Raw genomic sequence first — 26275 nt, forward strand, 5'->3', positions numbered from 1 at the left:
CCCACGGGCCTCGTGGAACCGGCAGGATGGTCCAGGTGCTCTCCCTGGTAGGACGACCACCAGCGAGGACCCACCGTGAGACCTGACGACGACGACTACCGGGCGTTCGTGGACGCTCGATACTCCCGGCTCGTCCGCGCCGCGGTGCTGATCGGCTGTCGGGAGCAGGACGCCGAGGACGCCGTGCAGGACGCGCTGGTCCGGTGCTACAGCGCGTGGGGACGGGTCTCGGCCGCCGACGACCGCGAGGCCTACGTCTACCGGGTGCTGGTCAACGGCATCGTGCGCGGCTGGCGCCGCCGGTGGCGCGGCGAGATCCCGCACGGCGAGCTGCCGGAGAGCCCGTCGGCCGCCGACCCTGCTGCCGCGGTGGTCGTCGGACACAGCGTCCGCGCGGCGCTGTCCAGGCTGGCGCCCGCGCAGCGCCAGGTGCTCGTGCTGCGCTACTTCGCCGACCTCAGCGAGGCCCAGATCGCCACGGTCCTCGGCATCGCCCCCGGCACGGTGAAGAGCCGCGCGTCCCGCGCCCTGGTGGCGCTCTCCGAGGACTCGTCGCTCGGCGACCTCGTCACCCAGACCCCGAGGAGGACCAATGATCAAGGAGAGTGAGGCGACCGCCCTCTTGCGGGCCGCCGGCGACGACATCCACGTCGCGACCGCGCCCTCCGCGGAGCTCGCCACGCGGGGCGCCGTACGCCGGCGTCGCCGCTGGGTCGCCGCCGGCTCCGCCGTCTGCACGGCCGGCGTCGTCGCGGCGTTGCTGCCGGTCGCGCTCGGGCCCGACGAGACCGGTCGCGCCCCCGCCTCCCCCGCCGACCCGACGACCGCCGGGTCCTGCGTGTCCCCGGTGCCGAGCGGACTGCTGCCGGCGTGGGCGCGCGCGGGGTTCTCCTCCCCCCGTCCCCGCATCCCCCACGTCGTGGGTGACGACGGCGGCATCGCCGCGATCCTCTTCGCGCAGCCGCTGACGTCACCGCCGTCGGACGACCACAACAACAAGGTGCTGTGGGTCTCCCGGGAGACCGGCGACGGGTCTCCGCTGCGGATCACGGCAACGCTCGACGACGGCTCGCGCCGGGTCAGCCGCGTGGTCGAGGGTGGTCCCGGGCCCTCCTACCTCGACCTGCCGGAACCGGGGTGCTGGCGCCTCGCCCTCCGGTGGGGCGACGAGGAGGACTCCCTCAGCCTGGCCTACACGAGTCCGTGACGAGGGTGCGTCCCCGGCTCACCAGGTGACGGCGACGTACTTGCTCTCCAGGTAGTCGAGCATCCCCTCGTGGCCGCCCTCGCGGCCGATGCCGGACTGCTTGGTGCCGCCGAAGGGGGCCGCCGGGTCGGAGACGAGGCCACGGTTGAGGCCGACCATGCCGGAGTCGAGCCGTTCGCTGACCCGCAGGCCGCGCGCGAGGTCGCCGGTGTAGACGTAGGAGACCAGGCCGTACTCGGTGTCGTTGGCCATCCGGATCGCCTCGTCCTCGTCGGTGAAGGTGATGACCGGGGCGACCGGGCCGAAGATCTCCTCACCGAGGATCTCCGCACCGAGAGGTACGTCGACGAGCACCGTCGGCTCGAAGTAGAAGCCCTGGCGGTCGGGACGGCTCCCGCCGGTCACGACCCGCGCACCGGCACCGACAGCGCCCTGCACCAGCTCGTCGACCTTCGCGGCCGACTCCTCGTTGACGAGAGGACCCACCTGGGTCGCGTCGTCGGTGCCGGGGCCGACCGTCATCGAGGACATCCGCTCCGCGAGCCGCGACGAGAACTGCTCGGCGACGTCGGCGTGGACGTAGAAGCGGTTGGCGGCAGTGCAGGCCTCGCCGGCGTTGCGCATCTTCGCGACCATCGCGCCCTCGATCGCCGCGTCGAGGTCAGCGTCGTCGAAGACGAGGAAGGGCGCGTTGCCGCCGAGCTCCATCGAGCAGTTCACGACCTGGTCGGCGGCCTCGCGCAGCAGCACGCGGCCGACCTCGGTCGAGCCGGTGAACGACAGCTTCCGCACCCGCGGGTCGTGGAGCATCGCCGAGACGACCTTGCCGCTGCTGCGCGACGGCAGCACGCTGACGACGCCCTCGGGCACGCCCGCGTCGGCGAGGATCTGGGCCATCAGCAGCGCCGTCAGCGGGGTGTCGGACGCGGGCTTGAGGATGACGGTGCAGCCGGCGGCGAGGGCCGGGCCGATCTTGCGAGTCGCCATCGCAGCCGGGAAGTTCCACGGCGTCACGAGCACGGCGATGCCCACCGGCTGCTGGAGCACCACGATCCGGTTCGCCCCCGACGGTGCGGTCATCACCGACCCGGAGGCGCGGACCGCTTCCTCGGCGTACCAGCGGAAGAACTCGGCGGCGTACGCCGTCTCGCCGCGAGCGTCGGGGAGGGCCTTGCCGTTCTCGAGCGAGATCAGGTGGGCGATCTCGTCGGAGCGGGCCGTCATCAGCTCGAACGCACGACGGAGGATCTCGGCGCGCTCGCGGGGCGCGGTCGCCGCCCACGACTCGGCGGCGGCCTCGGCCGCGTCGACGCACGCCATCGCGTCGTCGACGCCGCCGTCGGCGACGGAGGCGATCACGTCGCCGGTCGCCGGGTCGAGGACGTCGAAGCGGCCGCCCTCGGCAGCGGGGCGCGCCGTGCCGCCGACCCAGAGGTCGAGCGGCAGGTCGGGGAGGGAGGAGAGCGAGAAGTCAGCCACGGGAGTCCTTTGCTGGTCGGCAGTTCAGTAGGGGTTGGTGACGAACAGCTCCTGCGCGGGGAAGAGCGTCATCACCTTCGGGCCGTCCTCGGTGATGACGATCTCCTCCTCGATCCGCGCGGCGGAGACGCCGTCGGAGGCGGGGCAGTAGGTCTCGAGCGCGAACACCATCCCGACCTGCAGCTCGACCGGCTCCTTCATCGAGTTGAGGCGGGAGATGATCGGCCGCTCGTGGAGGCCGAGGCCGAGGCCGTGGGCGAACTGGAGGCCGAACGCCTCCATCTCGCTGCCGAACCCGAACTCCTCGGCCTTCGGCAGCAGCGCCGCGACCTCGTCGGTGCCGACGCCGGCCTTGATGCCGTCGATGCCGCGGTCCATCCACTCCCGCGCCTTCGTGTAGGCGTCGCGCTGCGCCGGTGTCGAGGAGCCGACGGTGAAGGTCCGGTAGTAGCAGGTCCGGTAGCCGTTGAAGGAGTGGATGATGTCGAAGAAGGCCTGGTCGCCGGGGCGGATGATCCGGTCGGTGAAGTTGTGCGGGTGGGGGTTGCAGCGCTCGCCGGAGATCGCGTTGATGGCCTCGACCTGGTCGGAACCCATCTCGTAGAGCCGCTGGTTGGCGAGCGCGACGATCTGGTTCTCGCGGACGCCGGGCTTCAGCGCCTCGGTGATGTCCTGGTAGACGCCGTCGACCATCGCGCAGGCCTGGTTGAGCAGCATGATCTCGTCGGCGTTCTTGATGACCCGCGCGTCGAGCATCAGCTGCTGGGCATCGACGACGCGCAGCCCCTGACGCTCCATCTCGAAGAGGAACGGCGGCTCGACGATGTCCATCCCGACCGGCATGTCGGCGACACCGGCCTCCTCGAGCAGCGACTTGATCTCGGCGACGGCGTCGACCATCAGGCCCACCGAGGGCGCGACCGCACCGCGGAAGCCGAGGAAGCCGGCCCGGTAGTTCTCCTCCGCCACCCACGGCGAGTAGGTCTTGTGGTGCTTGACCGCCGAGCCGAAGTCCCACAGCACCGGGTCCTTGCCGCGCGCGAGCAGCGCGTAGCGGATCATCTTGTCGCCGAGCGCGCCGCCGATCCATGTCTGGGTCGTGTAGCGGATGTTGTAGAAGTCGAAGAGCAGGAAGGCCCCGCACTCGCTCGACTCCAGCGCCTGGCGCGCGCGGCCGATCCGGTAGTCGCGCAGCCGCGCGAAGTCGACCCGCTCCTCGTAGTCGACGCCCATGTGGCCCGGCGCCGAGAGCCGCCCCGAGGGACCCAGCACGCTCATGTCGACCTGCCTCTCAGGCCTCGTCCGCGGCCGAGAGACCGTCGTCGACGAACGCATCCTCGGGCTTCAGGGTCAGGCCGGAGAGCATGGCCTGCTGGTCGAGCAGGATCGCGAAGTCCTCCTCGACCCGCCCGCTGCTGACGGTGCCCTGCACGGCAGCGGCGGCCGCGGCCGCGACCGGCATCGGTACGTCGAGGTCGTGGGCGGCGGCGAAGCCGAGGTCGAAGTCCTTGCGCAGCAGAACCGGCGTGAAGGTCGGCGTGTAGTCGAGGTGGACGAACGCCGGGCTCTTGTAGGTCGTGAAGACCGAGCCCATGACCGACTTGTTGAGGAACTCCAGGAACGCCGCCCGCGAGATGCCGCCCTTCTCGGCGAGCACGGTGATCTCCGCGAGGTTCTGGGTGACCACCCCGAGCATCACGTTGTGGCAGATCTTGGCCAGCCGGGCGAGCTCGCCCTCCCCGACGTACGTCGAGCCCTTGCCGAGGTGGTCGAGCAGCGGCGCGACCTTGAGGTAGGTCTCCTCCGGTCCGGACACGACGAGGGTCAGGCCACCGGCGCGCACGACCTTGCCGTTGCCGCTGACCGGGGAGGCGAGGAAGTCGACGCCGCGCTCGGCGCAGGCCGCGCGCATCGCGGCCGACGACTCGGTCGAGACCGTCGAGCAGTCGACCACCGCGCCGGGGACGTGGTCGGGATCGGCCAGGAGGCCGCCCTCGCCGGTCAGGACCTGCTCGAGGTCGGCCGGCGTCGAGACCATCGTGAAGACGACGTCGTGGCCGCGCAGGTCGGAGATCGTGTCGGCGACGGCGCACCCGACCTCGGTGAGGGCCTCGGCCTTGGAGCGGGTGCGGTTCCAGACGGTGACGTCCTCGCCGGCCTTGGCGAGCCGGCCGGCCATCGCGGCGCCCATCCGGCCCGCGCCGATCCAGCCGATCCGCAGCGTGCCGGGGGTGTGGGACTCGGTGGTCGCATCGGTCATGGGTCAGCCTGCTTTCTGGAGGGTGTCGGGCTGGTGCGTGTCGGCGATGACGGGTTCGGGGCCGCCGGCGAGGCGCGCGGCCATCCAGTCGGCGGTGAGGGGTCGGTGGTGGGGGGCGACGTTGGCGCAACCGTGGTTGCCGTCCTCGAGCATCAGCAGGGTCGCCGGGCCGGAGACGGCGGCGACCAGTCGCTCGGCGTTCTGCCAGGGGATCAGCCGGTCCTGACGGCCGAAGACGACGAGGAGCGGGGCGACGAGGTCGGCCGCGACGCCGGCCATCGAGCACGTCGACGCGAGGCGCCGGGCCTCGTCGTCGTCGCGGGCGCCGGAGCGGACGCGGAAGGTGTCGCGGGTCAGCTGGGGCATGCCGTCCCAGCCGGCGCCGAAGTCGAACGGACCGGCGAGTGAGACGCAGGCCGAGACCCGGTCGCCGAGGGCGGCGGCGACGCGCGGCGCGTAGTAGCCGCCGAGGCTCACGCCCCACACCCCGAGCCGGTCACGGTCGAGGTCGGGCTCCTGGTCGAGCGCCTCCCAGACCGCCTCGGCGACGGGCGCCCAGTCGCCACGGATCAGCAGGTCGTACTCCGCCTCGCCCTGGCCGGGCCCGTCGATCGTGAAGGTCGCGAGGCCGCGGTCGAGGAAGGTCTGTTCGGTCGACCCGAGCTCCTCCTTGGTCGAGTCGAGGCCGGGGATCATCAGCACGACCGGATGGGGCCCCTCCCCCGCAGGCGTCCGTACGACGGCGACGAGCCGGCTCCCCTCGAAGGGGATCTCGACGCGGCGACCCGGCGGGTCGAGGTGGGGCAGTGCGTCGGTCAGGCAGGCGACGGCGCGCGCGTGGGCGGCGCGCATCTGGTCGGGGTCGACGACGAAGACGAACTTCGCGAAGTGGTGGTAGACCGCGGCGCGGGCCAGGTGGTCGCCGGCGGACCGGGACCGGCCCTCGTCCAACGCCGCCCGGCCCAGCGCCTCGTGGGCCGCCCCCTCCGCGGTCCACGCGCGGCACCAGTCCTCCCAGCGGTCCACCGAGGCGGTGATCCGCGAGAAGTCCGCAGCGGTGACGCCGTTGGTGGTGAACCGCGGGCCCCAATGGGCGACAGCCGATGCGACGAGCTCGTCCACGTGGCCACCTCCCCGGTTCCCGGCAGCGATCGCTGCATCGGTTCTGCAAACGAGTGCAGCCTGACTGTGGAGGCGCAGGTTGTCAAGCCGGACGGACCGTGGACGCTCGACTGCTGCAATCGAGTGCAGATTCCGGTAGCGTCCGGCACCATGCCCGCGACCCGCCCCGTCGAGCTCGGCTCGTTCACGCCCTCGGTGGTGCTCGAGGTCGCCCGACGGTCGGGCGCGGTGGACGCCGCCGGACTGGAGGTCAACGAGCGGCTCGTCACCTCCTCGCCGGCCCAGTTCCGCTCACTCCTCGACGGCGAGCTGCACCTGGCGATGACCAGTCCCGACAACGTGCTCGCCTATCGCTACGACCCGCAGAACCCGCTCGGCGAGCTCGCCGACGCGCGGATCCTCGCGGCGGTCGACGCGGGCCTCGGCCTCGGCGTCTGGCTCCGACCGGGCGCGACCCTCGACGACGTCCGCGGCGGCGAGGTCGGCGTCGACGTGCCCGGCTCGGGCTTCGCGCTCGCCCTCTTCACGATCCTCGAGCGCCGCGGACTGGCGATCGACGACTACGAGCTGGCACTGCTCGGCTCGACGCCCCGGCGAGTCACGGCGCTGCTCGCCGGCGCCTGCGTGGCGACCGTCCTCGGCGCCGGCAACGAGCTGGTCGCCGAGGCCGGTGGCGCCACCCTGGTCGCCAGCGTGGCCGAGGAGCTGGCGCCCTACCTCGGGACCGTGCTGGCTGTCGTCCGCGACGAGCACGTCGAGGTCGGCCACGACCTCGCCGGGGTCCTGCTGGCGACGGCGCGCGCGATCCTGTCCGGGGAGCTGCGCGACGAGGCGGTGGCCGCGGCCGCCGACCGGCTCGGCCTCGACCGACCGCTGGCCGAGCGCTACGTCGCCAACCTGGCCGGACCCGGCGGGCTGGTCGCCGACGGCCGGGTCGACCCGGCCGCGCTGCGGACGCTGGTCGGGCTGCGACAGCACTGGCTGCCGCGGGTGGTCGACGGCCGCGACGTGCTCGACGCCGCCGGGGACGACCCCGGTCTCGTGGTCACCCGGTGAGCGGACGCCGGCCGCCCCCGCTGCGGCTGCTCCAGGTCACCACCCTCGTCAGCACCCTCGACCGGTTCGCGATGCCACCGATGCTCGTCGCGATCGCGGCGGGGCTCGGCGTACCCCTGGCGTCCGTCGTGACCGCCGCCGGCGCCTACTTCCTCGTCTACGGCCTCGGCCAGCCGCTGTGGGGGTTCGCGTCCGACCGCTACGGCCGGGTCACCGTGCTGCGCGGCAGCCTGCTGGTCGCCGGGGTCCTCAGCCTCGTCTCCGCCCTCAGCCCGACCGTGCTCGTGCTCGGCATCACCCGAGGCCTCGCGGGCGGGTTCTTCGGCGCCGCCTACCCCTCGGCGCTGATCTACCTCGGCGACACCGTCGAGCCCGCGCGGCGTCAGCAGGCGATCACCGGCCTCATGGTCGGTGTCGCGGTCGGGACGGCGGCGGCCTCCGCCGGGGCGGGTGCCCTGGCCGACCTGACCTCGTGGCGGCTCGCGTTCGTCCTCACCGGCACGGCGGCGGTCGTGCTCTCCTTCGTGCTGCGGGCGCTGCCAGAGCCGGACTCGGGCGGACCCCGGGCGACCGTCCGCTCCTCGCTCGGCGCGATCGCCCGGTCGCGGGTGACCCTGCTGGTGCTCGCCTTCGCCTTCACCGAGGGTGTCGTCCTGCTCGGCGCTCTCACGCTGCTGCCGACCGCCGTCGAGAGCGCCGGCGCGTCGGCGACGCTCGCCGGCGCAGTCACCGGTGTCTACGGCGTCGCGGTGTTGCTCGGCTCGTCGTCGGTCGGGCGGCTGTCACTCGCGTGGCACCCGGCCCGGCTGATCCTGCTCGGCGCCGGGTGCGGCGCGCTCGGCGCCGCACTGCTCGCGCTGTCGCAGGCGCCGTTGACCGCCGTCGTCGTCGCGGTGCTGCTGGGTGTCGCGTGGTCGGCGATGCACTCCTCGCTCCAGACCTGGGCGACCGAGGTCCTCCCGGGCGCCCGCGCGGTCGTGGTCTCGCTCTTCGCCGGCGCGCTCTTCGTCGGCAGCGCGCTCGCGGCCGCGGCGGTCGCGGCCCCGGTCGAGTCGGGTCGCTTCGGGGCCGTGTACGCCGGCTACGCGGCGCTCGCCCTCCCTCTCGGTGTCGGTGCGTGGGCGGCGCGCAGGCACTGGCGGCGTCCGGTCGCGGGCGGTGAACCCTAGGATGCCTCCCGTGCAGACGCCCACGCTCCGGGACGTGGCGGACGCCGCGGGCGTGCACCCCGCGACCGCCTCCCGCGCCCTCAACCCCGCGACCCGCGGGCTCGTGAACGCCGAGACGGCGCGGCGCGTCATCAAGGTCGCCGAGGGGCTCGGCTATCGCCCGAACCCGATCGCGCGCGGTCTGAAGACCGCGAAGTCGAGCACCATCGGGCTGGTCATCCCCGACCTCACCAACCCGCTCTTCCCGCCGATCGTGCGGGGGATCGAGGACGTGCTGGAACCGGCCGGCTACAGCGGCCTGATCGTCAACACCGACAACGACCCGCAGCGCGAGCAGGCGCAGATCGAGCTGCTGCGCGGGCGTCAGGTCGAGGGGCTGATCGTCGCGACGGCGCTGATCGACCACCCGCTGATGGCACGGCTGCACACCGAGGGTGTCCCGATGGTGATGGTCAACCGCCGCCCCGACGGCGTCGACATCCCCTCGATCACTCCCGACGACGCGGCCGGGATCGAGCTCGCGGTCCAGCACCTGGCGGGCCTCGGCCACGCCAAGGTCGCCCACCTCGCCGGGCCGGGCACGACGTCGACGGGTGTCGCGCGCTTGCGGGCCTTCCGCAACGCCGTGCGCGACCTCGACCTCGACACCGATCCCGAGCTCGTCGTGATCTGCGACCACTGGAGCGAGGACTCCGGCGCCGCGGGTCTGCGCCGTTTGCTCGACCGGCGCCCCGACGTCACCGCCGTCGTCGCCGGCAACGACCTGATCGCGCTCGGCTGCTACGACGTCTTCGCCGAGCGCGGCATCTCCTGCCCCGGCGAGATCAGCGTGGTCGGCTTCAACGACATGCCGTTCCTCGACAAGCTCGCACCCCCGCTCACCACGGTCGCGATCCCTCACCAGCAGATCGGAGCCGAGGCCGCGCGACTGCTGCTCGACGCGATCTCCGAGCCGGACCGGCCGGCGCGGTCGGTGCTGCTGCCGCTGTCGCTGGTCGTCCGGGGGTCGACGGCCCCGCCTGCGGGCTGAGGCGTGTCGGAGGAGTAGTCCGGTTGATATGTGTTCCTCCTGAGTCGGATCGCGACACGAATCAACCGGACTACCGGTGCTGGTCCACGAGCGACGAAGCACGGTCGAGCACTCCGGGCGGGAGCCCGGCTGACGTTTCCCCGCCCGCCAGGCCGACGATCAGGTCGAGGACGGCATCCGTGTCGAGGTGCGGGGCCTCCGCGCGCACGGAGCCGACCGACCCCGGCAGGAAGGGGAGGTCGAGTCGGCCGTAGACCTCGGTCAGCACCTCGCGGACCGGCTCGAGGTCGTCGACCACGACCAGGGCGCTGAACAGCCACGCGTGCCGTACGACGCGTTGCGCCGTCCCCACGAGCTTCACGGCACTGCGGGCGTTGACGCTGTGCTCGCCCGGGCAGTACTCGCCGGGTACCGGTCCGACGTGGGCGTCGACCCCCTCGCCCGCCAGCAGAGCGGCGTACTGCTCGCCGAAGGACTGGAACCGGGCGTCCATCGTCTCGACGGCGCGCGGGTCGTGCCGGACGTGGTCGACGACGACCGCGTTCGCGGTGTAGGCGACGGCCCGTCCGCCGACGACCCGGACCGCGGTGTCGAAGCCTGCGGAGCGTGCGGCAGCCACGGCGGCGTCGTACCCCGGGAGGCGGGTGTCGCGACGCCCGAACACGACCGTGGAACGTCGCGGCAGGTAGACGCGGACCGCCTCGTCGAGCTCGCCGTCCGAGGCCAGGCGGAGCAACGCGTGCGTGATCGACAGCTCGGCGGCCTCGTCGGCACCGTGGGTGCCGAGGTGGAGGGACGCGCGACTCACGACCCCATGATCGCGCCGACCCCCTTGGGGTGATGGCGCCGGACGGTCCGTGTCGTCACACTGTCCGGATGCACGCGATGCTGGCCCCCCTGATGCTCGGCATCTCGTGGCTCGACCCGGAGAAGATGCTCGAGAGCCTCGGCCCGGCGTTCTTCTGGGTGAGCCTGCTCGTCATCGTGGTCGAGTGCGGGCTGTTCTTCCCGTTCCTGCCGGGCGACACCCTGCTGGTGTCGATCGGCCTCTTCCTCGCCAGCGACGAGCTGAGCGTCTTCCCGGGCCCGGTCCTCCTCGACCTCGCGCTCTGCTGCGTCGTGCTGGTCGGGGCGGCGATCCTCGGCAACGTGGTGGGCTACGAGATCGGCCGGTGGGTGGGGCCAAGGCTCTACGAGCACGACGGGAAGATCCTCAAGCGCGACTACTTCGAGCGCAGCGAGAAGTTCTTCGACGAGCACGGCCGGGCCGCCCTGGTGATCGGCCGGTTCGTGCCGGTCGTCCGCACCTACATCACCGTCGTCGCCGGGGCCTCCAAGCTCGACCGCACCCGGTTCTTCCTGTGGAGCCTGGTCGGCGCGCTGCTCTGGGTCCTCTCGATCACCCTCGCCGGCTACTTCCTCGGCGACGCCTTCCCCGAGCTGGCCAAGAACATCGACTACCTGATCCTCGGCCTGCTGTTGCTGACGATCATCCCCGCGGGCATCCACTGGTGGCGCGAGCGCAGCAGCGACTGACCCCTGCTGACTTGGATCAGGCGGTGAACAGGCTGCTGTAGGCGTTGAGGGCTGGCTGGCCGCCGAGGTGGGCGTAGAGGACGGTCGAGTCGGGCCCGATCTCGCCGGTCCTCACGAGGTCGACCAGGCCGGCCATCGACTTCCCCTCGTAGACGGGGTCGATGATCATCCCCTCCAGCGAGCCGGTGAGGCGGATGGCGTCGAGGGTCGAGGCCACCGGGATCCCGTAGAGGTCACCCGCCCAGCCCTCGAGGACGGTGATCTCGTCGTCGCGGAGGTCGCGGCCGAGGCCGATCAGCTCGGCGGTGTTGCGCGCGATCCGGGCGACCTGGTCGCGGGTCTCGTCGATCTTGGCCGAGGCGTCGATCCCGATGACGCGGCGCGGCCGGTCCTGACCCGCGAAGCCGGCGATCATCCCGGCGTGGGTCGACCCGGTGACCGAGCAGACCACGATCGTGTCGAAGAAGACGCCGAGCTCGCGTTCCTGCTGCTCCACCTCGTCGGCCCAGTTCGCGAACCCGAGGCCGCCGAGCGGGTGGTCGGAGGCGCCGGCCGGGATGCCGTACGGCGTGCCACCGCGGCGGCGCACGTCGTCGAGGGCTTCGTTCCAGCTGTCCTTGAACCCGATGCCGAAGCCGGACGGGTCGAGCCGGACCTCGGCGCCCATGATCCGCGACAGCATGATGTTGCCGACCCGGTCGTTGAGCGGGTCGGGCCAGTCGACCCAGCGCTCCTGCACCAGCACCGCCTTCAGCCCGAGGTGGGCGGCGAGCGCGGCGACCTGGCGGGTGTGGTTGGACTGGTAGCCGCCGATGGAGACCAGCGTGTCGGCACCCTGGGCGAGGATGTCGGGGACGAGGTACTCCAGCTTGCGGGTCTTGTTGCCGCCGTAGGCGAGCCCGGAGTTGCAGTCCTCGCGCTTGGCCCAGATCTGGGCGCCGCCGAGGTGCGCGGTGAGCCGCTCGAGCCGGTGGACCGGGCTCGGCCCGAAGAGCAGCGGGTGACGGGGGAAGTCGGCCAGGGACATGGGTTCTCCTCAGGTCATCGGGCGGGGGTCATCGATCGGCAGCGAGCAGGGGTTCGAGCGTCTGCCAGGTCTCGTAGGACGTCGCGGCGGCTCCGTCGACGTCGCCGGCGGCGCACCGCTCGACCAGCCGCTCGTGGAGCGCGACCGAGCCGCGACCGGCGAGCGAGGCGAAACGGAGGCGCTCGAGGCGTCGCAGTGACGGGGTGTACTGCTCGAGCACGCCCCGCAGCGCGTGGTTGCCGGCACAGGCGACCGGCACGTCGTGGAACTCGTCGTCGGCAGCGAGGGCGGCGTCGACGTCGCCCGCCCGCAGCGCGGCGGCAAAGTGCTCGTTGGCCGTCCGCATCCGGTCGAGATCGGCGTCGGTCAGCTGGGGGACGGCCTGCCGGACGGCGAGCTCGTGCATGCTCGCGACGACGGCCTGGGCGTCGCGGATCGCCCGGGCGTCGAGGGTCGCGACGCTGGTCGACCGGCCCGGCCGTGCCACGACGAGCCCGCCCTGCTGCAGCCGGAGCAGGGCCTCGCGCACCGGCGTACGACTGACGCCGAGCCAGGCGGCGAGCTCGCCGTCGCGCAGCTGCTCGCCCGGCTCGAGGGTGCCGTCGACGATCGCGTCGCGGAGCCGGACGTAGACGTCGTCACGCAGCAGCGAGCGCGCGACGGACTCCGCGGAAACCGGAACAGGCATGCAATATATTGCGTATCTCCGGCCGTCCCTGTCAACCGCTCGATCGGCAAGCCGGGCACAAGAGGCTGCCAAGAGGCCCGGGCCACGCTCCTTCCATGAACCCGAACCGCATCCCGTCCCTGCTCGTCGCCGCGCTCGCCGGCCTGGTCGCCACCGATCTCGTCGGCGGGGTCTGGGCGGCGACGTCCGGCGTCAACACCTGGGCCGGCGCCTGGGGCAGCACCGCGCTGCTCGCCGCACCGGCCCCGATGGTCGCCGCCCAGGTCCTGCTGACCACGATCGCCGTGAGGGGACGCCGCACCGGCGCCGTCGTCGCGGCCGGCCTGCTCGCCACCGCCTGCCTGGTGAGCGTCGCCTCCGGCTTCTTCGACGGCGGCCTCGGCAACGAGCTGCTGACGGGGGCGATGGCGGCCTTCCAGGTCGTCCTGCTGGCGGTGACCTTCCTCGTCGGAGTGCTCGCGATGCTCCGGGCGGTGACCCTCGCCCGGACCCCGGCCCCCACCATCCCGGCGGGTGCGTGAGGATGGCGTGGTGGAGATCGAGGAGGCGCTGCGGAGGGCCTACGAGGCTGCCGCCCCCGAGGTGGGCCGCGGGCGTCCGGCCGAGTACATCCCGAGCCTGGCGTCGGTGGATCCCGACCAGTTCGGCATGGCGGTCGCCTCGGTCGACGGCGGCGTCCACGTCGTCGGGGACGCCGACACCCGCTTCTCGGTCCAGAGCATCAGCAAGGTCTTCACGCTCGCGCTGGTCGTCGCCGCCGAGGACGCCCGGATCTGGGAGCGCGTCTCACGCGAGCCGTCCGGCGGCCCCTTCAACTCGCTGCTGCAGCTCGACCAGGAGCTGGGACGGCCGCGCAACCCGTTCATCAACGCCGGCGCGCTGGTCGTCACCGACCGGCTCCAGTCGCTGACCGGCGGCGCGAGCGTCGCGCTGCGTGACCTGATGCGCGAGGAGAGCGGTCGTGCCGACGTCGACTGGGACCCGGTCGTGGCGAAGTCCGAGCTCGAGGCCGGCCACCGCACCTCCGCGATGGCCCACCTGCTCGCCAGCTATGACAACCTCGAGAACCCCGTCGACCAGGTCATCGACCAGTACGTCACCCAGTGCGCCCTGTCGATGACCTGCCGTGAGCTCGCGCTGGCCGGCCTCTTCCTCGCCCGCGACGGCGTCCGCGCCGACGGCAGCCGGCTGCTCAGCGCGCGGCAGACCAAGCGGATCAACGCGGTGATGCTGACCTGTGGCACCTACGACTCCGCCGGCGACTTCGCCTACCGCGTCGGCCTGCCCGCCAAGAGCGGCGTCGGCGGCGGCATCCTCGCCGTGATCCCCGACCGGGGCGTGGCCTGCGTGTGGAGCCCCGCCCTCGGCCCCTCCGGCAGCTCGGCGGCCGGGCTCGCAGCCCTCGACGCGTTCACGACCTACTCGGACTGGACGGTCTTCTGACCGGGTCGTCAAGCGGGCGATCCGCAGTCACCTGGTGACTGCAGATCGCCCGCTTGACGATCTGCGGAAGATTTCTTCAGGACCGATGTCGAAGCGCGCCGCGGCCGGTCGACGTACGGGCGAGAACCACTCACCCACCAACCAGGAGAAGTGATCGAGATGCCGCGTTTCATGGGATTCGTGAGGATGGAAGAGAACCTCGACACGGCGCCGCCGCCGTCGCTCTTCGAGGCGATGGACGCCTACATCGGCGAGCGTGCCGCGAAGGGGATCTTCCTCGACGGCGGCGGGCTGTTCGGGACCGAGGACGCCGTGAACTTCGTCGTCCGCGAGGGCGAGGTGACCCGCGTGGACGGTCCCTACGCCGAGGCGAAGGAGATCGTCGGCGGGTGGTCGCTGCTGGAGTACCCCACCGTCGAGGAGGCAGTTGCGGACCAGGAGGAGTTCGCCGCGCTCCACGCCAAGCACTGGCCCGAGGTCACCGTCGTCGCCACGCTGCGCCAGATCTCCGAGGGCCCGGAGGACGCCGGCGCCTGACGCCTACGCTGGCCGGGTGCCGGCACCTCCCACGGACGACTCGCGCGAGATCCGCGAGACCGTCGTCGCCGCGTGGCGGGCCGAGTCGGCCCGCCTCGTCGGCGCCCTCACCCGGATGACGCGCGACCTCGGCCTCGCCGAGGACCTGGCGCAGGACGCGCTGGTCGCCGCGCTCGAGCAGTGGCCGGCGACCGGTGTGCCCGACAACCCCGGCGCCTGGTTGATGACCGTCGCCAAGCGGCGCGCCGTCGACCACGTCCGTCGCGTCGACCGCCACGACCGCAAGGTCTCCGAGCTGGAGCGCACCGCGACCGGGAAGGAGGACCAGGTGGCCGACCTCGACGAGCTCGTCGACCACATCGAGGACGACGCGCTGCGGCTGATCTTCCTGTCCTGCCATCCGGCGCTGACCCCGGAGTCGCGGGCGGCACTCACGCTGCGACTCGTCGGCGGACTCACCACCGCCGAGATCGCACGCGGCTTCCTGACCTCGGAGTCGACCATGGGCCAGCGCATCTCCCGGGCGAAGAAGACGCTGGTCATCGCGGGCGCGGAGCTCGAGCTGCCGACCGGCGAGGAGCGGACCCGGCGGCTCGACGACGTCATTGCCGTGATCTACCTGGTCTTCAACGAGGGGTACGCCGCCACGGCGGGCGACGACTGGATGCGGCCCGACCTCGCGACCGAGGGGATGCGGCTCGCGCGGATGCTCGCCGCCATGACCCCGGAGGAGCCCGAGGTCCTCGGGCTCCAGGCGCTGCTGGAGATCCAGGGCTCGCGGCTGGCTGCGCGGACCGACGACGAGGGGCGCCCGGTGCTGCTCGACGACCAGGACCGCAGCCGCTGGGACCAGCTGCTCATCCACCGTGGCCTGGCCGCCCTGGAGCGGGCCACCGGGCTCGCTTCCCGCGGCGTCCCGGTCGGGAAGTACTTCCTCCAGGCGTCGATCGCCGCGGAGCACGCCCGCGCCGCACGGGCCGAGGACACCGACTGGCCCCGGATCGCGGGGCTCTACGACGTGCTGGCGCGGGCCGCGCCCGGGCCGGTCGTGGAGGTCAACCGGGCTGTCGCGCACGGCCGGGCCTTCGGCCCCGAGGCGGGCCTTGCCGTGCTCGACGCCGTCGACCCCGGTGCCCTCGGCGGCTCTCCGCTCCTCCTGAGCGTCCGAGGTGACCTCCTCGAGAGGTCCGGCGACCCTGCTCGTGCCGCAGCGGCCTTCGCGGAGGCGGCAGGACTCACCGACAACGCTGGCGAGCGGGACCTCCTGCTGCGCCGCACGCAGTCGGCTCGCGACGCCGGCTCGACCGACTAGGTGCCGAGGGCCCGCTCGAGCCAGTCGACGTAGCGGGTCAGGTCCCACTCGGTTGCCATGGCCAAGGCCGTCGCCCGATGGCGCTCGGAGGCCTCGCGCTCGCCCGTCGCGGCGTGCGCGAGGGCGAGGTAGCCGGCGACGGGACCCACCACGATGGCCGCCCCGCTCAGCGACATCCGGTCGTCGTACCTGCTCAGCACCTCGACAGCGGTTGCCGCCAGCTGTCGGTCCCCGACGGAGTGGGCCGCCTCGGCCTCCCAGCACCAGTCGGCCAGGGTCTCCCACGACTCGACCCCGAGCCTGGCCGGCCACCGGCGCAGCACCTCGCCGAGCCGGGGATCGCCGGCCCGGGCCAGCACGAGATGGGTCGCCGTCTCCGCGTTGCCCCACGCCTCCTGGGCGGCCACGATCGCGTCTGTCACCTCGGCCAGCCCCTCCCGGGGACCCCACACCCGAGCCCAGACGTGGGCGAAGGGCACCTGCATGTCCTGCGACGGGATGGCGACCTCGGGCACCGTGCGCATCAGCGCGTCGAGGCGCTCGGCGACCAGCGACTCGTCGTCGCGCAGCAGCGCCAGGCAGTACTGGAGCCAGCGGACGACGATGAGGACGTAGGGCAACCGGTGTCGGGTGCCGAGCTCTTCCGCACGACCGACCAGACCCTCCCACGCCTCACGATCCGCGAGCTCGAGGTGATCCACGGCCGCGGCGAGCAGCAGCACCGCCTCCCCGACCGGGTCGCCCGCGGCGCGTGCGGCCTCGGCCCCCTCCTCCACCCAGGCCAGCCGCTCGGTCGTGCGTCCCGGGGCCCAGGCCACCAGCCACGCGGCGCGGGTCGCCCAGGCCAGCAGCGACGCATCGCCGGTGCCCCGGGCCAGGGCCAGCCCGCTCTCGACCAGCGCATGACGCTCCGCCTCGGCGCCGTCGACGGCGATCAGCTCCACGGCCAGGCCGAGGTCCAGCCTCGCCCGGGTCCCGGGGCTCCCGGGCTCGAGCTCGGCCACGGCCCAGCGCAGGTCGTCGACCAGGTCATGGAAGACCACGCCGATGTCGTGGGGGGTCCACACGCAGTAGCGGGTGAGGTCCGTGATCGCGTCGGCGACCAGCTCCGGGCTGCCGAGCTCACGCCCCAAGCGGACCGCCTCGATCACGGCCTGCTCGACCCCCGGCCACTGCGCTGCGTGGGCCGCGTCGGTCGCCAGGTCCACCAGCAGCCGGTAGCGGTCGGCGGCCTCCGACGACACGGCGCTGCGGTGCGCGGCGATCGCAGACTCGCGGAGCCGCATCGCCTCGGTCCACGACGACAGGCGACGAGCCTGCGCCGCCGCCTCGTCCGCGGCCCGCCAGGCGACGTCGGCGTGGCTGGGGCCGGCCGCGATCCAGTGCCGCGCGCGCTCCGCGACCAGCTCCTGCGGGTCGTGACGAGCGGCCACGCGTGGCTGCGCCAGGGCCCGCGCGAGGCGGGCGTGGCGCCGGGCGACCCGGCTGGCCGGGAGCGACGCGACCACCGCGTCGCGCACCAGGGCGTGGGCGAACCCGAAGTGCTCGGGACCACGTTCCACGACCACACCCGCACCGGCTGCCTCCTCGAGCAGCTCGAGCACCTCGTCGGCGTCGAGGTCGTCGGCGGCGGCCACGGTGGCGGCGTCGAACTCGCGGCCTGCGACGGCTGCCGTGCGCACCACCTCGAGCAGGTCGGGGCGCAGCCCCGTGAGCCGCTGGGTCACGGCGTCGCGGACGGTCACCGGGACCGCCACGTCGGCCGAAGCGCCGAGACGGGCCAGCTCGATGAGGAAGAAGGGGTTGCCGCTGGCCCGCTCCTGCCAGCGCTCGACCAGCGTGGGGTCGACCGCTCCGGCCAGGTGGTCCGCGACGAGGTCGGCGGCCTCCGACGGGTCGAGCCCGGTCAGGTCCAGGCGTACGGCGTCGCGCCGGGCGAGGGCGTCGGCCACCGCCGCGAGCGGCCCCGCCGGCTCGGGGTGGCTCCGGCGGGCGACCACGACGGCCAGGCGGGTCCCGTCGGGCGCCGTCGACAGCAGGTGGGCCAGGGCCCGGAGCGTCGACTCGTCGGCCCAGTGGAGGTCGTCGAGCACCACCAGGACCGGGGCGTCGACGGCCGCTGCCCCGACAGCGCGGGCGATCCGGTCCCAGGTCTCGAAGGCGGCGTGGCCGTCGCTGTCGGCAGCATTGGACCCGGCGGGACCCACCTCGGATCCCAGGTCGGCCAGCACGGAGCGCCAGGGCCACAGGGGCGGGGCTCCGTCGTCCTGGGAGCAGCGCCCGACCGCGACCCGGAAGCCGGCGTCGTGCGCCCGGCCGACGAGGTCGCCGAGCAGGTGGCTCTTGCCGATGCCGGGCTCACCGACGACATGGCCCAGGGCGAGCCGGCCGCCGGCCGCCGTGTCGAGGAGGTCGGCGAGACGCCCGCGCTCGGCCGCGCGGCCGACCGGACCGGCCGTCCCCGCTGCGGCGGGCAGGGCCGGAGCAGGCCCGGAGGCGTCCACCGCGGTACGGGTGGTGAGCGTGGTCGCCAGCTCGGGCACCTGCCGCAGGATCGCCGTCTCGAGCCATTGCAGCCCGGGCCCGGGATCGATCCCGAGCTCGTCGGCCAGCAGCTCCCTCACCTGTCGCACCGCGTCGAGGGCGTCGGCCTGCCGACCGGCACGCGCGAGGGCGACGGCGTGCAGCCCCCAGGTCCGTTCGCTCAGGACGCCCTGGCTGGTGGTCGCCTCGGTGCGCGCGAGCACGCTGAGGTGGTCGCCGAGCGCCAGCAGCCCGACCAGCCTCGCCTCCTCGGCAGCGGTGCGCAGCCGCTCGAGCGTGCTCCGCTCGGCCGCGACCAGGCCGTGGTCGGGCAGGTCGGCGTACGGCGTGCCCTCCCAGGTCGCCAGCGCCTCGTCGAGCCGCTCGACCGCCGCGGTGACCTCGTCGGCGGCCGGCAGCGGCCCGGCGGCGCCGACGGCCGGGCCCTCGACCAGTGTCCAGAGCGAGGCCAGCTGCCGCTCCGCGGCGGCGACGACGTCGGCGAAGACGTGGGTGTCGACGTGGTCGCGCGGGACCCGCAAGACGTAGCCGTGGTCGGTGGTCGCGATGACGTTGCCGGGGTCGCGGCGGGCGAGGCCGGGCTCCAGCGAGCGCCGCAGTCCCGAGAGATGGGAGTGGAGCGTCCCGTGGGCGCCCGGCGGCGGCTGGCCACCCCACAGCAGGTCGGCGAGCGCGTCCGCGGACACGACCTGTCCGGGCGTCAGTGCAAGGGCAGCCAGGATCGACCGCGGTCGCCGGGACCCCAGCGCCACGTGCTCCCCCGGTTCGACCTCGGCCCGGGTGCTCCCCAACACCTGGATGCGCACAGCGGAACTGTAGGTCCGGCGACCCCTCTGCGGGGAGGCTCAGCCGCCACAAGTGGATCTGGAGTCGCTCGCAAGAGCCGACTCGCAGGATCGTCCCGACGCCGACCCGCCGGGGCGGCCCGACACCGGAGACCCACCATGACCACCACCACGCCGACCACGCAGCTCGACCTGCCGGGCCAGGCCCACGTCGCGACCGGTCCGCACGACATGAACGGCATGTACCTGATGCACCACGCATTCCGCCGCGACCTGCGTCGCCTCCAGTCGGCGGTGCGGGGCACGCCCGTCGGTGACGCCGCGACGTGGGCCGCGCTGACGAGGCGCTGGGGGCGCTTCACCGACGTCCTGCACCACCACCACTCCGCCGAGGACGACGCGGTCTGGCCGGTGCTGCTGCGCCGCGTGGACGAGCGGGGCGACGCCCGGGCCCGCGCGACCCTGGAGGCGATGGAGGCAGAGCACGACGCGATCGACCCCGCCCTGAGGAGCTGCACGGACGGCTTCGCCGCGATGGTCGCCCATCCCTGCGAGGACCACCGCAACGCCCTCGACGTCCACGTCACCGCGTTCCGCGAGTCGCTGCTGGAGCACCTGTCCCACGAGGAGTCAGGCGCGCTGCCGGTCTACCAGTCGGTCGTGACCGCCGAGGACAACGTCGCGATCGAGAAGGCGCTGGAGCGGGCCTATCCCGCGCGGCTGATGCCGTTCCTGCTCCCGTGGCTTGCCGAGGGGCTGCCCGAGGAGGGCACCCGGTGCCTTCGCGAGATCGCCGGCCCGGTCCTGTCGCTGCTTCTCACGGTCCTGGGCGGCTCGTTCCGGAAGGGGGAGCGTCGTGCGTTCCACCACGCCTGACCACGTCACCGCGCTCGTCGAGGACCTCGCCAGCCCGGCGGCGTCGCGGTCGGAGATCCGCAAGGAGCTGACGATCTTCGGCGTCGTCCAGCTGCTGCTCACGGTCCTCACCACGGTCGTCGGCCTCCAGCAGGGTATCGACGTCCAGCACCTCGAGGACGGTCCGCCGCTGGGCGTCACGGCCCTCCTGCTCATGGCGCTCTGGCCGACCGTCGCCGCACTGGTCGCCCGCCGCACCGTGCACGGAAGGATCCGTTGGTCGGGCTGGGGGCTCCGGCGTACGACGCTACGACGCCTCGGCGCCGCCTGGGCCGTGATCCTGCTGACCGTGCTGGCCAGCGGCGTCGTGCTCTGGGCCACCGAGCTGGGCGGACTCGACCTCGCCTCCGACCCCGTGGCGCCCGTCCTCGGGCTGACCGTGATGGTCCTCCCCTTCCTCGTGCTCGCGCTCGGCGAGGAGCTCGGCTGGCGGGGGCTCGTGGTCACGCGGCTCGCGCAGGTCAGCCGGCCACGCACCGTCGTCCTGGCCACCGGGATCGCTTGGTCGGCCGGCCACTTCCAGCTGCTGGTGCTCTTCGGCGGTACGCCGGAGGGTGTGCCGACCCTCTACGCGATCGTCATGTTCACGATCGCACTGACCGCGCTCGGCGCGATCCTGGCGAGCATGCAGCTCCACTGGGGGATCTGGCCGGCGTGCGTCGCACACGCCGTCTGGAACGCGACGCTCTACAACGTGGTCGAGCCGGTCACGGTCGACGGCTCGGTGACGACCTGGTTCTCCACCGAGACCGGTGCGCTTCTCGCCGCGTCGAGCGTCGTGACGGCGGTCCTGTGGTGGCGGCGATACCCGCTGCGACGGACCCCCGACGGCGTCACCGCGGTCGGTGGCTGACCACCGGGACAACCCTCGCGAGGTGGCGGGCCAGCCCCGATGCGCGGCCCGCCACCACCGAGCAGGCTCGGGATCACACCCGAGACCCGCCAGACCAGGAGGAGCCATGACCACGATCCACGTCCGCCCCGACGAGGGACAGACCTATCCCATGATCGACGGCGACCACGTCGCCAAGGCAGCCGTCAGCGACGACGCCGGCGCCTTCGAGGTGTTCGAGGTGCGAGCACCGGCCGCGCCGATGGCTCCTCCGCACGTCTCCCCGTGGAGCGGGGTGCTCTACGTGCTCGAGGGCCGCGTGACCGCGATGGTCGACGGCACGGCGTACGACGCGGGGCCCGGCGACCTCGTCGTCTTCCCCGCCCGCACCCCGAGCACGTTCGAGGTCGTCGGCGAGTCCGCACGGTTCCTCGCGATCACGACCGGCGACGGCGCCGGACGCTTCTTCGCCGACTTCAGCAGGTCGGTACCGGCCGACCGGCCGGTCGAGGAGTCCTTCGGCGAGATCCTCGCCGTGGCCGCTCGCCACGGCGTCTCCCTGGCCGGAGCCTGACCGCCTCCCCGGGCTCGGCTGCGGAGGATCAACGCTGCGCCGGGTAGTGGCGCGAGAACCAGCGCTGCAGCCGGTCGAGGCAGGGCGGCAGGGGCGCGTCGGCCTCGAGCAGGCGCTCCACCTGGTCCGGGGACCAGCCGCAGGTGCTCGGGGTCGTCACGTCCCATTGGACGCGGACGGCCCAGCCGTCGTAGGTCCCTGCGGGGGTGGCGGCGACGGCCGGCTGTGGCGGAGCGGCCGGGCGGGCCTCGGTCGCGGCGGCGCTGCAGGCCGTGGCCAGGGCGACGGCGGCGAGGGCCGTGGCTGCGCGGGCTGTGTGACGGGCGGTGTGACGGGTGGTGGTGCTCATGGCGGGTCTCCCGGTGACGACGGCGGCCGGCTGGTCCGGCCGATGCCACGACCGTGGACGCGCCGGGTACCGGTGCAGGGCCGCGGTGGTATCGGCCGGGTATCGGACCTGTTGACCGCGGGTTATCGGTGCGGAGAATCGAGGTCATGCGAGTGCGGCTGCTCGGGCCGGTGGAGGTCGACTCGGCTCCTGCACAGCCGGCGCCGAGGGACCGGGTGGTGCTCGCTGCCCTCGCGGTCCGCCGAGGTCAGCCGATCGATGCCGAGGGCCTCGCCGACGCGCTGTGGCCGGCCGGCCGCCCGGCGTCGTGGACCAAGGTCATCCACGGCTGCATCAGCCGCCTCCGCACCTGCTTGGGTCCGGGGGCGATCGAGACCACCGACCGCGGGTACCGCCTGGTCCCCGGACGGGTCGAGCTGGACCGCGACGAGTTCGAGTCCCTGGTCGACGACGCGCGGCAGCACCTCCTCAGCCAGGCACCCGAGCGAGCCGTCGCGGCGCTCGACCGGGCCTTCGGCCTCTGGCGAGGTGCGCCGCTGACCGAGCTCGTCGACTGGGTGCCGGGACGTCTGGAGGCGGCTCGGCTGGAGGAGGTCCGGCACGCCGCGCAGGAGGACAGGCTCCAGGCGGAGCTGGACGCCGGCCGCCACCACGAGGCCGTGTCGGAGGCGGTCGTGCTCGCCGGCGAGCAGCCGTGGCGCGAGCGCCGCTGGGAGCTGCTGGCGCTTGCGCAGTACCGCTGCGGCCGTCAGCGTGACGCCCTCGCGTCGATCAGGACCGCCCGGAGGGCGCTCGGGAGCGAGCTGGGTCTCGACCCCGGATCGGGACTCGTCGCCCTCGAGCGCGCGATCCTGACCCAGGACCCGTCGCTGGCCGCGGACCACGACGCCCGCGCGGCGTCCGGGGACTGCCCATGGATGGGCCTGGTGCCCTACGACGGCGAGAACCGGGACACCTTCTTCGGCCGCCAGGAGGACGTGGACCAGTGCCTCGAGCGGCTCTCCGAGCACCCGCTGCTCGTGCTGGTCGGCCCCTCGGGATGCGGCAAGTCGTCGCTGATGAGGGCCGGGCTCGTCCCCGCGCTGCGGGCCCGGGGTCATGCCGTCGCGGTGCTCAGCCCGGGCGCCGACCCGCTCGGCGCCTTGGCGGCTGCCAGGGCCGAGGTGGGCGAGGACGGCGTGCTGTGCATCGACCAGTGCGAGGAGCTCTTCGCGGGCTCGCTGAAGCACGCCGACGTCGGCTCCTGGCTGGACCAGGTGGCCGCCTTCGCCGGGTGCGGGCTGGTCGTTCTCACGCTCCGGTCGGACCACGTGGCCGGCCTGGTGGCGAGCCCGGCCGTGGCGACGCTGGCGGAACGGGGCGTGCACCTCGTCGCACCGCTGGTGGGTGAGCGGCTGCGGGCGACCGTGGAGGGCCCGGCCCGGGTCGCCGGGCTACACCTGGAGTCCGGGCTCGTCGACCTCCTGCTGCGTGACGCCGCCAGCGAGCCCGGGGCGCTGCCACTGCTCTCCCACGCGCTCGCCGAGACGTGGCAGCGGCGCGAGGGCACCCTGCTCACCGTGGGCGGCTATCGGTCGAGCGGCGGGATCAGCGGCGCCGTGGCGGCGTCGGCCGACCGTCTCTACGAGAGCCTGACCGACGACGGCCGGTCCCAGGTGCGCTGGCTGATGCTGCGGATGGCCGGGCTCTCCGAGCACGGTGAGGCCGTGCGGGCGCCCGTCGACCGGGCGACCGTCGGCGATGACGCCGAGCGGACCCGTGTGGTCGACCTGATGGTCCGCGCCCGCCTGCTCACCACCACGGGCGGCGCGGTCGAGCTGGCCCACGAGTCGCTCGTCCGGGCCTGGCCGCGCCTGCGGACGTGGCTGGAGGAGGACCGCGAGGGGCAACGACGGTGGCGGCACCTCGCCCAGTCGGCCGCCGAGTGGGACCGGCTGGGGAGACCGGACAGCGAGCTCTACACCGGCGTCCGGCTGGCCGCGGCGCGGGAGTGGGCCGCGCGCCCCGACGCCCAGCCCACCAGCCTCGAGCGTTCCTTCCTCGAGGCCTCGATCGGGCACGCCGACGCCGAGCGGACCGAGCTGGAGCGCCAGGCGCGTCGCGAGCGGACGCAGAACCGCCGGCTGCGGATCCTCCTGGCCGGGGTCGCCGCCGGACTGGTGGGCGCGCTCGTCGCCGGCCTGGTCGCCGTGGACCGCGGCCGGACCGCGGCGGTGGAGCGCGACGCCGCCCGGGAGGCACGGACCCTGGCCGCCCACGAGGCCCTGGTGAGCCGGTCGCTGACCCTGCGAACGACCAACCGGTCGGCCGCGGCGCTCCTGGCCGTCGAGGCGTGGCGAGGGCGGCGGGACCCGCTCTCCGAGTCGGCCCTGCTCGGCACCTTCACCGACGCGCCGGGGTTCATGGGCCACCTGCCGCTTCCCTACGAGGTCAGCCAGGGGGCGACGATCCCCGGGACCTCCGAGGCGGTCATCGCCAGCGGCGAGCGCCTCCACGTCGTCGATCTCGACACCGGAGAACTCGGACCTGCCTTCGAACGCGTCGTGAGGCCCAACACCAACCAGCAGGTGCTGCGGGTCAGCGGCGACGGCACGCGGGTCGCCCAGCTCGTGTTCAACCCAGCCACGGTCGACGACTGCGGGTTCCCGGAACAGATCGAGGCCACCAACGGGCGGGCCTGTACGCTGCTGACGGTCTTCGACATCGCCTCGGGACGAGCGCTGTTCGGCCCGGTTCCGACTCCCTTCAGCGGGGGCGACCTCGCCCTGAACCACGCCGGCCGGATCGCCGCCGTCACCGGCGGCTTCAACGGCGACCTCGCCACCTACGACGTCGACGAGGCCACCCGGCTCGCGGTCCTCCCGGGGCTGCCGCGACCCGAGGGGGCCTACAACTGGCGCGACACGGGTGCGGTCACCTTCGACCACTCCGGTCGGCTCTACCTCGGCTCGATGAACGGTCCGCTGCGTGTCGTCGACGCCCGCACCCTGAAGGTGCAGCGCACCTATCCCACGCCACCGTTCTCCACGCACAACTTCGTGTCCGTGACCCGGGGCGGGCTCGTCGTCGGCACCGGGGACGACCAGATCGTGGCGCTCGACCGCCGTACGGGCAGGGAACGGTGGACCGTCGACCTGCGGGACGACCCCGACCTGTGGCCGTGCGCCGCGGCAGCCGTCGCGCCGGCCATGGACCGCCTCTACTGCGGCAGCCTGTTCGGGGAGGTCGAGGAACGCTCCCTGGTCGACGGGCAGGTCACGGGCATCCGGCGGGACCCCCAGTTCGGGGAGGTCGGCGACCTCGCCGTCTCGCGCGGCAACGAGCTGGTCTCGTTCCAGTACGGGATCCACCGGTGGCGGCTCGACGGGTCCGGGCCGATCGCGCGCATCGTGGCGCCGGGCGCCAGCGCGATGGCCGGCTACGACGACACCGGCCGGCTGCTCGACACCGTGCCGCTCGGGGGCTTCGGCCCGCACCGGATCATCGACGTCCGGACCGGCGACGAGGTCGCGCGGGTCGACGTCGAGGCCGGCGCCCTCTGGGCGGGAGGCCGCGTGCTCGCCCTCCTGGAGGAGGAGGGAATCCGTCTGGCGGACGCCTCCTCGGGAGGACCGCGGGTCCCGTTGTCCCCGGTACGGCGCGGCGACTGGGTCTTTCGTGGTGAGGACGAGTCCGTCGCCTGGGTGTCGGTCCCCCGGTCGCAGGGCCGTTTCGCGCTGCGCGAGTTCAGCACGGTCTCGGGCGACCTGACCGGTCGCGCCGTGGACGTCCCGGGGGCTCCGGTGGCGGTCACCCTCACCGACGCCGGACGCCAGATGCTCGTCCGCTACGACCTGCCGAACAGCCACATCGTCTACGGCCAGCGGACCCGACTCCGCGCTGCGCTGTTCGACCTCGCAGGGGGCCACGGCCGGAGCGTGCGGGCCTACGGCGGCGTCGTCAGCGCCACCGACGGCGGCATCGGTCGCATCGTCGTCGCGGACGACCTCGGGCAGATGGTGGAGCTCGACCCCGGCACCATGACGCCCACCGCTGTGCTCCCCGGCTCGGTCGGGACGATCCGGGAGATGAGCTTCAGCACCGACGGCGACCGGCTGCTCACGTCGGGAGGGAGCAATGCCGCTCGTCTCTACGACAGCGAGGACTGGACCCGGGTCGGATCCATCCCGGCGGAGACGGCCATGAACTTCCCCGAGGCGTTCCTCCGCCCCGACGGCGAGGCGGTCGCGGCCAACGGTCGGTTCGGCGTCGTGGAGTGGGACCTCGACCCGGACCGGATGGCCCAGGCCGCCTGCCGTCTCGCCGGGCGCAACCTCACCGTCGCCGAGTGGCAGACCTACTTCGGCGACGACGCCTACCGCAGGACCTGCCCCCAGTTCCCTGCCGGGAGCTGAGCCGGGCACGAGTCGA

23 protein-coding genes are annotated in these 26275 nt (G+C 73.4%); 14 read left to right on the forward strand and 9 right to left on the reverse strand.

The window, feature by feature from the left end:
• Positions 1-75 precede the first annotated feature (75 nt).
• Together ABD091_RS07850 and ABD091_RS07855 are read left to right on the forward strand one after the other, a co-directional pair.
• Positions 76-609 (forward strand): SigE family RNA polymerase sigma factor, encoded by a 534-nt coding sequence (locus ABD091_RS07850; RefSeq protein WP_343917100.1) that lies wholly within the window; start codon positions 76-78, stop codon positions 607-609.
• On the forward strand, positions 593-1207 hold the full coding sequence (locus tag ABD091_RS07855) for a hypothetical protein (RefSeq protein ID WP_343917102.1): 615 nt from the start codon (positions 593-595) through the stop codon (positions 1205-1207). The genes ABD091_RS07850 and ABD091_RS07855 overlap by 17 nt, the downstream gene beginning before the upstream one ends.
• Positions 1208-1225: 18 nt before the next feature.
• On the opposite strand, the gene ABD091_RS07860 is transcribed toward ABD091_RS07855, so the two are convergent.
• The 4 genes from ABD091_RS07860 to ABD091_RS07875 are packed head-to-tail and all read right to left on the reverse strand — an operon-like array spanning position 1226 to position 6068.
• The gene (locus ABD091_RS07860; RefSeq protein ID WP_343917104.1) at positions 1226-2686 is read right to left on the reverse strand and encodes an NAD-dependent succinate-semialdehyde dehydrogenase; all 1461 of its coding nucleotides are present in this window, start codon (positions 2684-2686) and stop codon (positions 1226-1228) included.
• A gap of 24 nt (positions 2687-2710) precedes the next feature.
• Complete coding sequence (locus ABD091_RS07865) at positions 2711-3964, reverse strand: M24 family metallopeptidase (protein ID WP_343917106.1); 1254 nt, start codon at positions 3962-3964, stop codon at positions 2711-2713.
• A gap of 13 nt (positions 3965-3977) precedes the next feature.
• Positions 3978-4946: an NAD(P)-dependent oxidoreductase gene (locus tag ABD091_RS07870; RefSeq protein WP_343917108.1), complete on the reverse strand. Its 969-nt coding sequence runs from the start codon at positions 4944-4946 to the stop codon at positions 3978-3980.
• A 3-nt stretch (positions 4947-4949) separates the two neighbouring features.
• Positions 4950-6068, reverse strand: coding sequence for an alpha/beta hydrolase family protein (locus ABD091_RS07875; protein WP_343917110.1), 1119 nt, complete (start codon positions 6066-6068; stop codon positions 4950-4952).
• 150 nt (positions 6069-6218) lie between these two features.
• On the opposite strand from ABD091_RS07875, the gene ABD091_RS07880 reads away from it, so the two are divergent.
• Genes ABD091_RS07880 through ABD091_RS07890 form a run of 3 tightly spaced genes read left to right on the forward strand, consistent with a single transcriptional unit; the run spans position 6219 to position 9323 of the window.
• On the forward strand, positions 6219-7124 hold the full coding sequence (locus ABD091_RS07880) for an ABC transporter substrate-binding protein (RefSeq protein WP_343917112.1): 906 nt from the start codon (positions 6219-6221) through the stop codon (positions 7122-7124).
• Positions 7121-8293, forward strand: coding sequence for an MFS transporter (locus tag ABD091_RS07885; RefSeq protein WP_343917114.1), 1173 nt, complete (start codon positions 7121-7123; stop codon positions 8291-8293). The genes ABD091_RS07880 and ABD091_RS07885 overlap by 4 nt, the downstream gene beginning before the upstream one ends.
• A 10-nt stretch (positions 8294-8303) precedes the next feature.
• A complete protein-coding gene (locus ABD091_RS07890) occupies positions 8304-9323 on the forward strand; it encodes a LacI family DNA-binding transcriptional regulator (protein WP_343917117.1) in 1020 nt (339 codons plus the stop codon).
• 70 nt (positions 9324-9393) lie between these two features.
• On the opposite strand, the gene ABD091_RS07895 is transcribed toward ABD091_RS07890, so the two are convergent.
• A complete protein-coding gene (locus ABD091_RS07895; protein WP_343917119.1) occupies positions 9394-10131 on the reverse strand; it encodes a lipoyl protein ligase domain-containing protein in 738 nt (245 codons plus the stop codon).
• A 68-nt stretch (positions 10132-10199) separates the two neighbouring features.
• Between ABD091_RS07895 and ABD091_RS07900 the strand changes: the two genes are divergently transcribed.
• On the forward strand, positions 10200-10859 hold the full coding sequence (locus ABD091_RS07900) for a DedA family protein (RefSeq protein WP_343917121.1): 660 nt from the start codon (positions 10200-10202) through the stop codon (positions 10857-10859).
• Positions 10860-10875: 16 nt separating this feature from the next.
• Here ABD091_RS07900 and ABD091_RS07905 read toward each other — a convergent pair whose 3' ends face one another.
• The gene (locus ABD091_RS07905; RefSeq protein ID WP_343917123.1) at positions 10876-11886 is read right to left on the reverse strand and encodes a 1-aminocyclopropane-1-carboxylate deaminase; all 1011 of its coding nucleotides are present in this window, start codon (positions 11884-11886) and stop codon (positions 10876-10878) included.
• 28 nt (positions 11887-11914) lie between these two features.
• Positions 11915-12574, reverse strand: coding sequence for a GntR family transcriptional regulator (locus ABD091_RS07910; RefSeq protein WP_343917125.1), 660 nt, complete (start codon positions 12572-12574; stop codon positions 11915-11917).
• A 95-nt stretch (positions 12575-12669) separates the two neighbouring features.
• On the opposite strand from ABD091_RS07910, the gene ABD091_RS07915 reads away from it, so the two are divergent.
• From ABD091_RS07915 to ABD091_RS07930, 4 genes are all read left to right on the forward strand, one after another.
• Positions 12670-13095 carry a hypothetical protein gene (locus tag ABD091_RS07915; RefSeq protein ID WP_343917127.1) on the forward strand — a complete coding sequence of 142 codons (426 nt, stop codon included), beginning with the start codon at positions 12670-12672 and terminating at the stop codon, positions 13093-13095.
• 10 nt (positions 13096-13105) lie between these two features.
• A complete protein-coding gene (locus ABD091_RS07920; RefSeq protein ID WP_343917129.1) occupies positions 13106-14017 on the forward strand; it encodes a glutaminase in 912 nt (303 codons plus the stop codon).
• A 186-nt stretch (positions 14018-14203) separates the two neighbouring features.
• On the forward strand, positions 14204-14554 hold the full coding sequence (locus tag ABD091_RS07925; protein ID WP_343920914.1) for a YciI family protein: 351 nt from the start codon (positions 14204-14206) through the stop codon (positions 14552-14554).
• 16 nt (positions 14555-14570) lie between these two features.
• On the forward strand, positions 14571-15866 hold the full coding sequence (locus ABD091_RS07930; protein WP_343917131.1) for an RNA polymerase sigma factor: 1296 nt from the start codon (positions 14571-14573) through the stop codon (positions 15864-15866).
• Here the strand turns inward: ABD091_RS07930 and ABD091_RS07935 are convergent.
• Positions 15863-19216: an ATP-binding protein gene (locus ABD091_RS07935; protein WP_343917132.1), complete on the reverse strand. Its 3354-nt coding sequence runs from the start codon at positions 19214-19216 to the stop codon at positions 15863-15865. The two genes, ABD091_RS07930 and ABD091_RS07935, sit on opposite strands and share 4 nt — an antisense overlap.
• A gap of 138 nt (positions 19217-19354) precedes the next feature.
• Between ABD091_RS07935 and ABD091_RS07940 the strand changes: the two genes are divergently transcribed.
• From ABD091_RS07940 to ABD091_RS07950, 3 genes are all read left to right on the forward strand, one after another.
• A complete protein-coding gene (locus ABD091_RS07940) occupies positions 19355-20071 on the forward strand; it encodes a hemerythrin domain-containing protein (protein ID WP_343917134.1) in 717 nt (238 codons plus the stop codon).
• Positions 20052-20963: a CPBP family intramembrane glutamic endopeptidase gene (locus tag ABD091_RS07945; protein ID WP_343917136.1), complete on the forward strand. Its 912-nt coding sequence runs from the start codon at positions 20052-20054 to the stop codon at positions 20961-20963. Before ABD091_RS07940 ends, ABD091_RS07945 begins: the two co-directional genes overlap by 20 nt.
• 106 nt (positions 20964-21069) lie before the next feature.
• The gene (locus tag ABD091_RS07950) at positions 21070-21516 is read left to right on the forward strand and encodes a cupin domain-containing protein (RefSeq protein ID WP_343917138.1); all 447 of its coding nucleotides are present in this window, start codon (positions 21070-21072) and stop codon (positions 21514-21516) included.
• A 28-nt stretch (positions 21517-21544) separates the two neighbouring features.
• On the opposite strand, the gene ABD091_RS07955 is transcribed toward ABD091_RS07950, so the two are convergent.
• Positions 21545-21865 (reverse strand): hypothetical protein, encoded by a 321-nt coding sequence (locus ABD091_RS07955; RefSeq protein ID WP_343917140.1) that lies wholly within the window; start codon positions 21863-21865, stop codon positions 21545-21547.
• A 146-nt stretch (positions 21866-22011) separates the two neighbouring features.
• On the opposite strand from ABD091_RS07955, the gene ABD091_RS07960 reads away from it, so the two are divergent.
• Positions 22012-26259 carry an nSTAND1 domain-containing NTPase gene (locus tag ABD091_RS07960; RefSeq protein WP_343917142.1) on the forward strand — a complete coding sequence of 1416 codons (4248 nt, stop codon included), beginning with the start codon at positions 22012-22014 and terminating at the stop codon, positions 26257-26259.
• Positions 26260-26275: the final 16 nt, after the last annotated feature.

This window comes from Nocardioides aestuarii (genome assembly GCF_039527245.1).
Classification (GTDB): domain Bacteria; phylum Actinomycetota; class Actinomycetes; order Propionibacteriales; family Nocardioidaceae; genus Nocardioides; species Nocardioides aestuarii.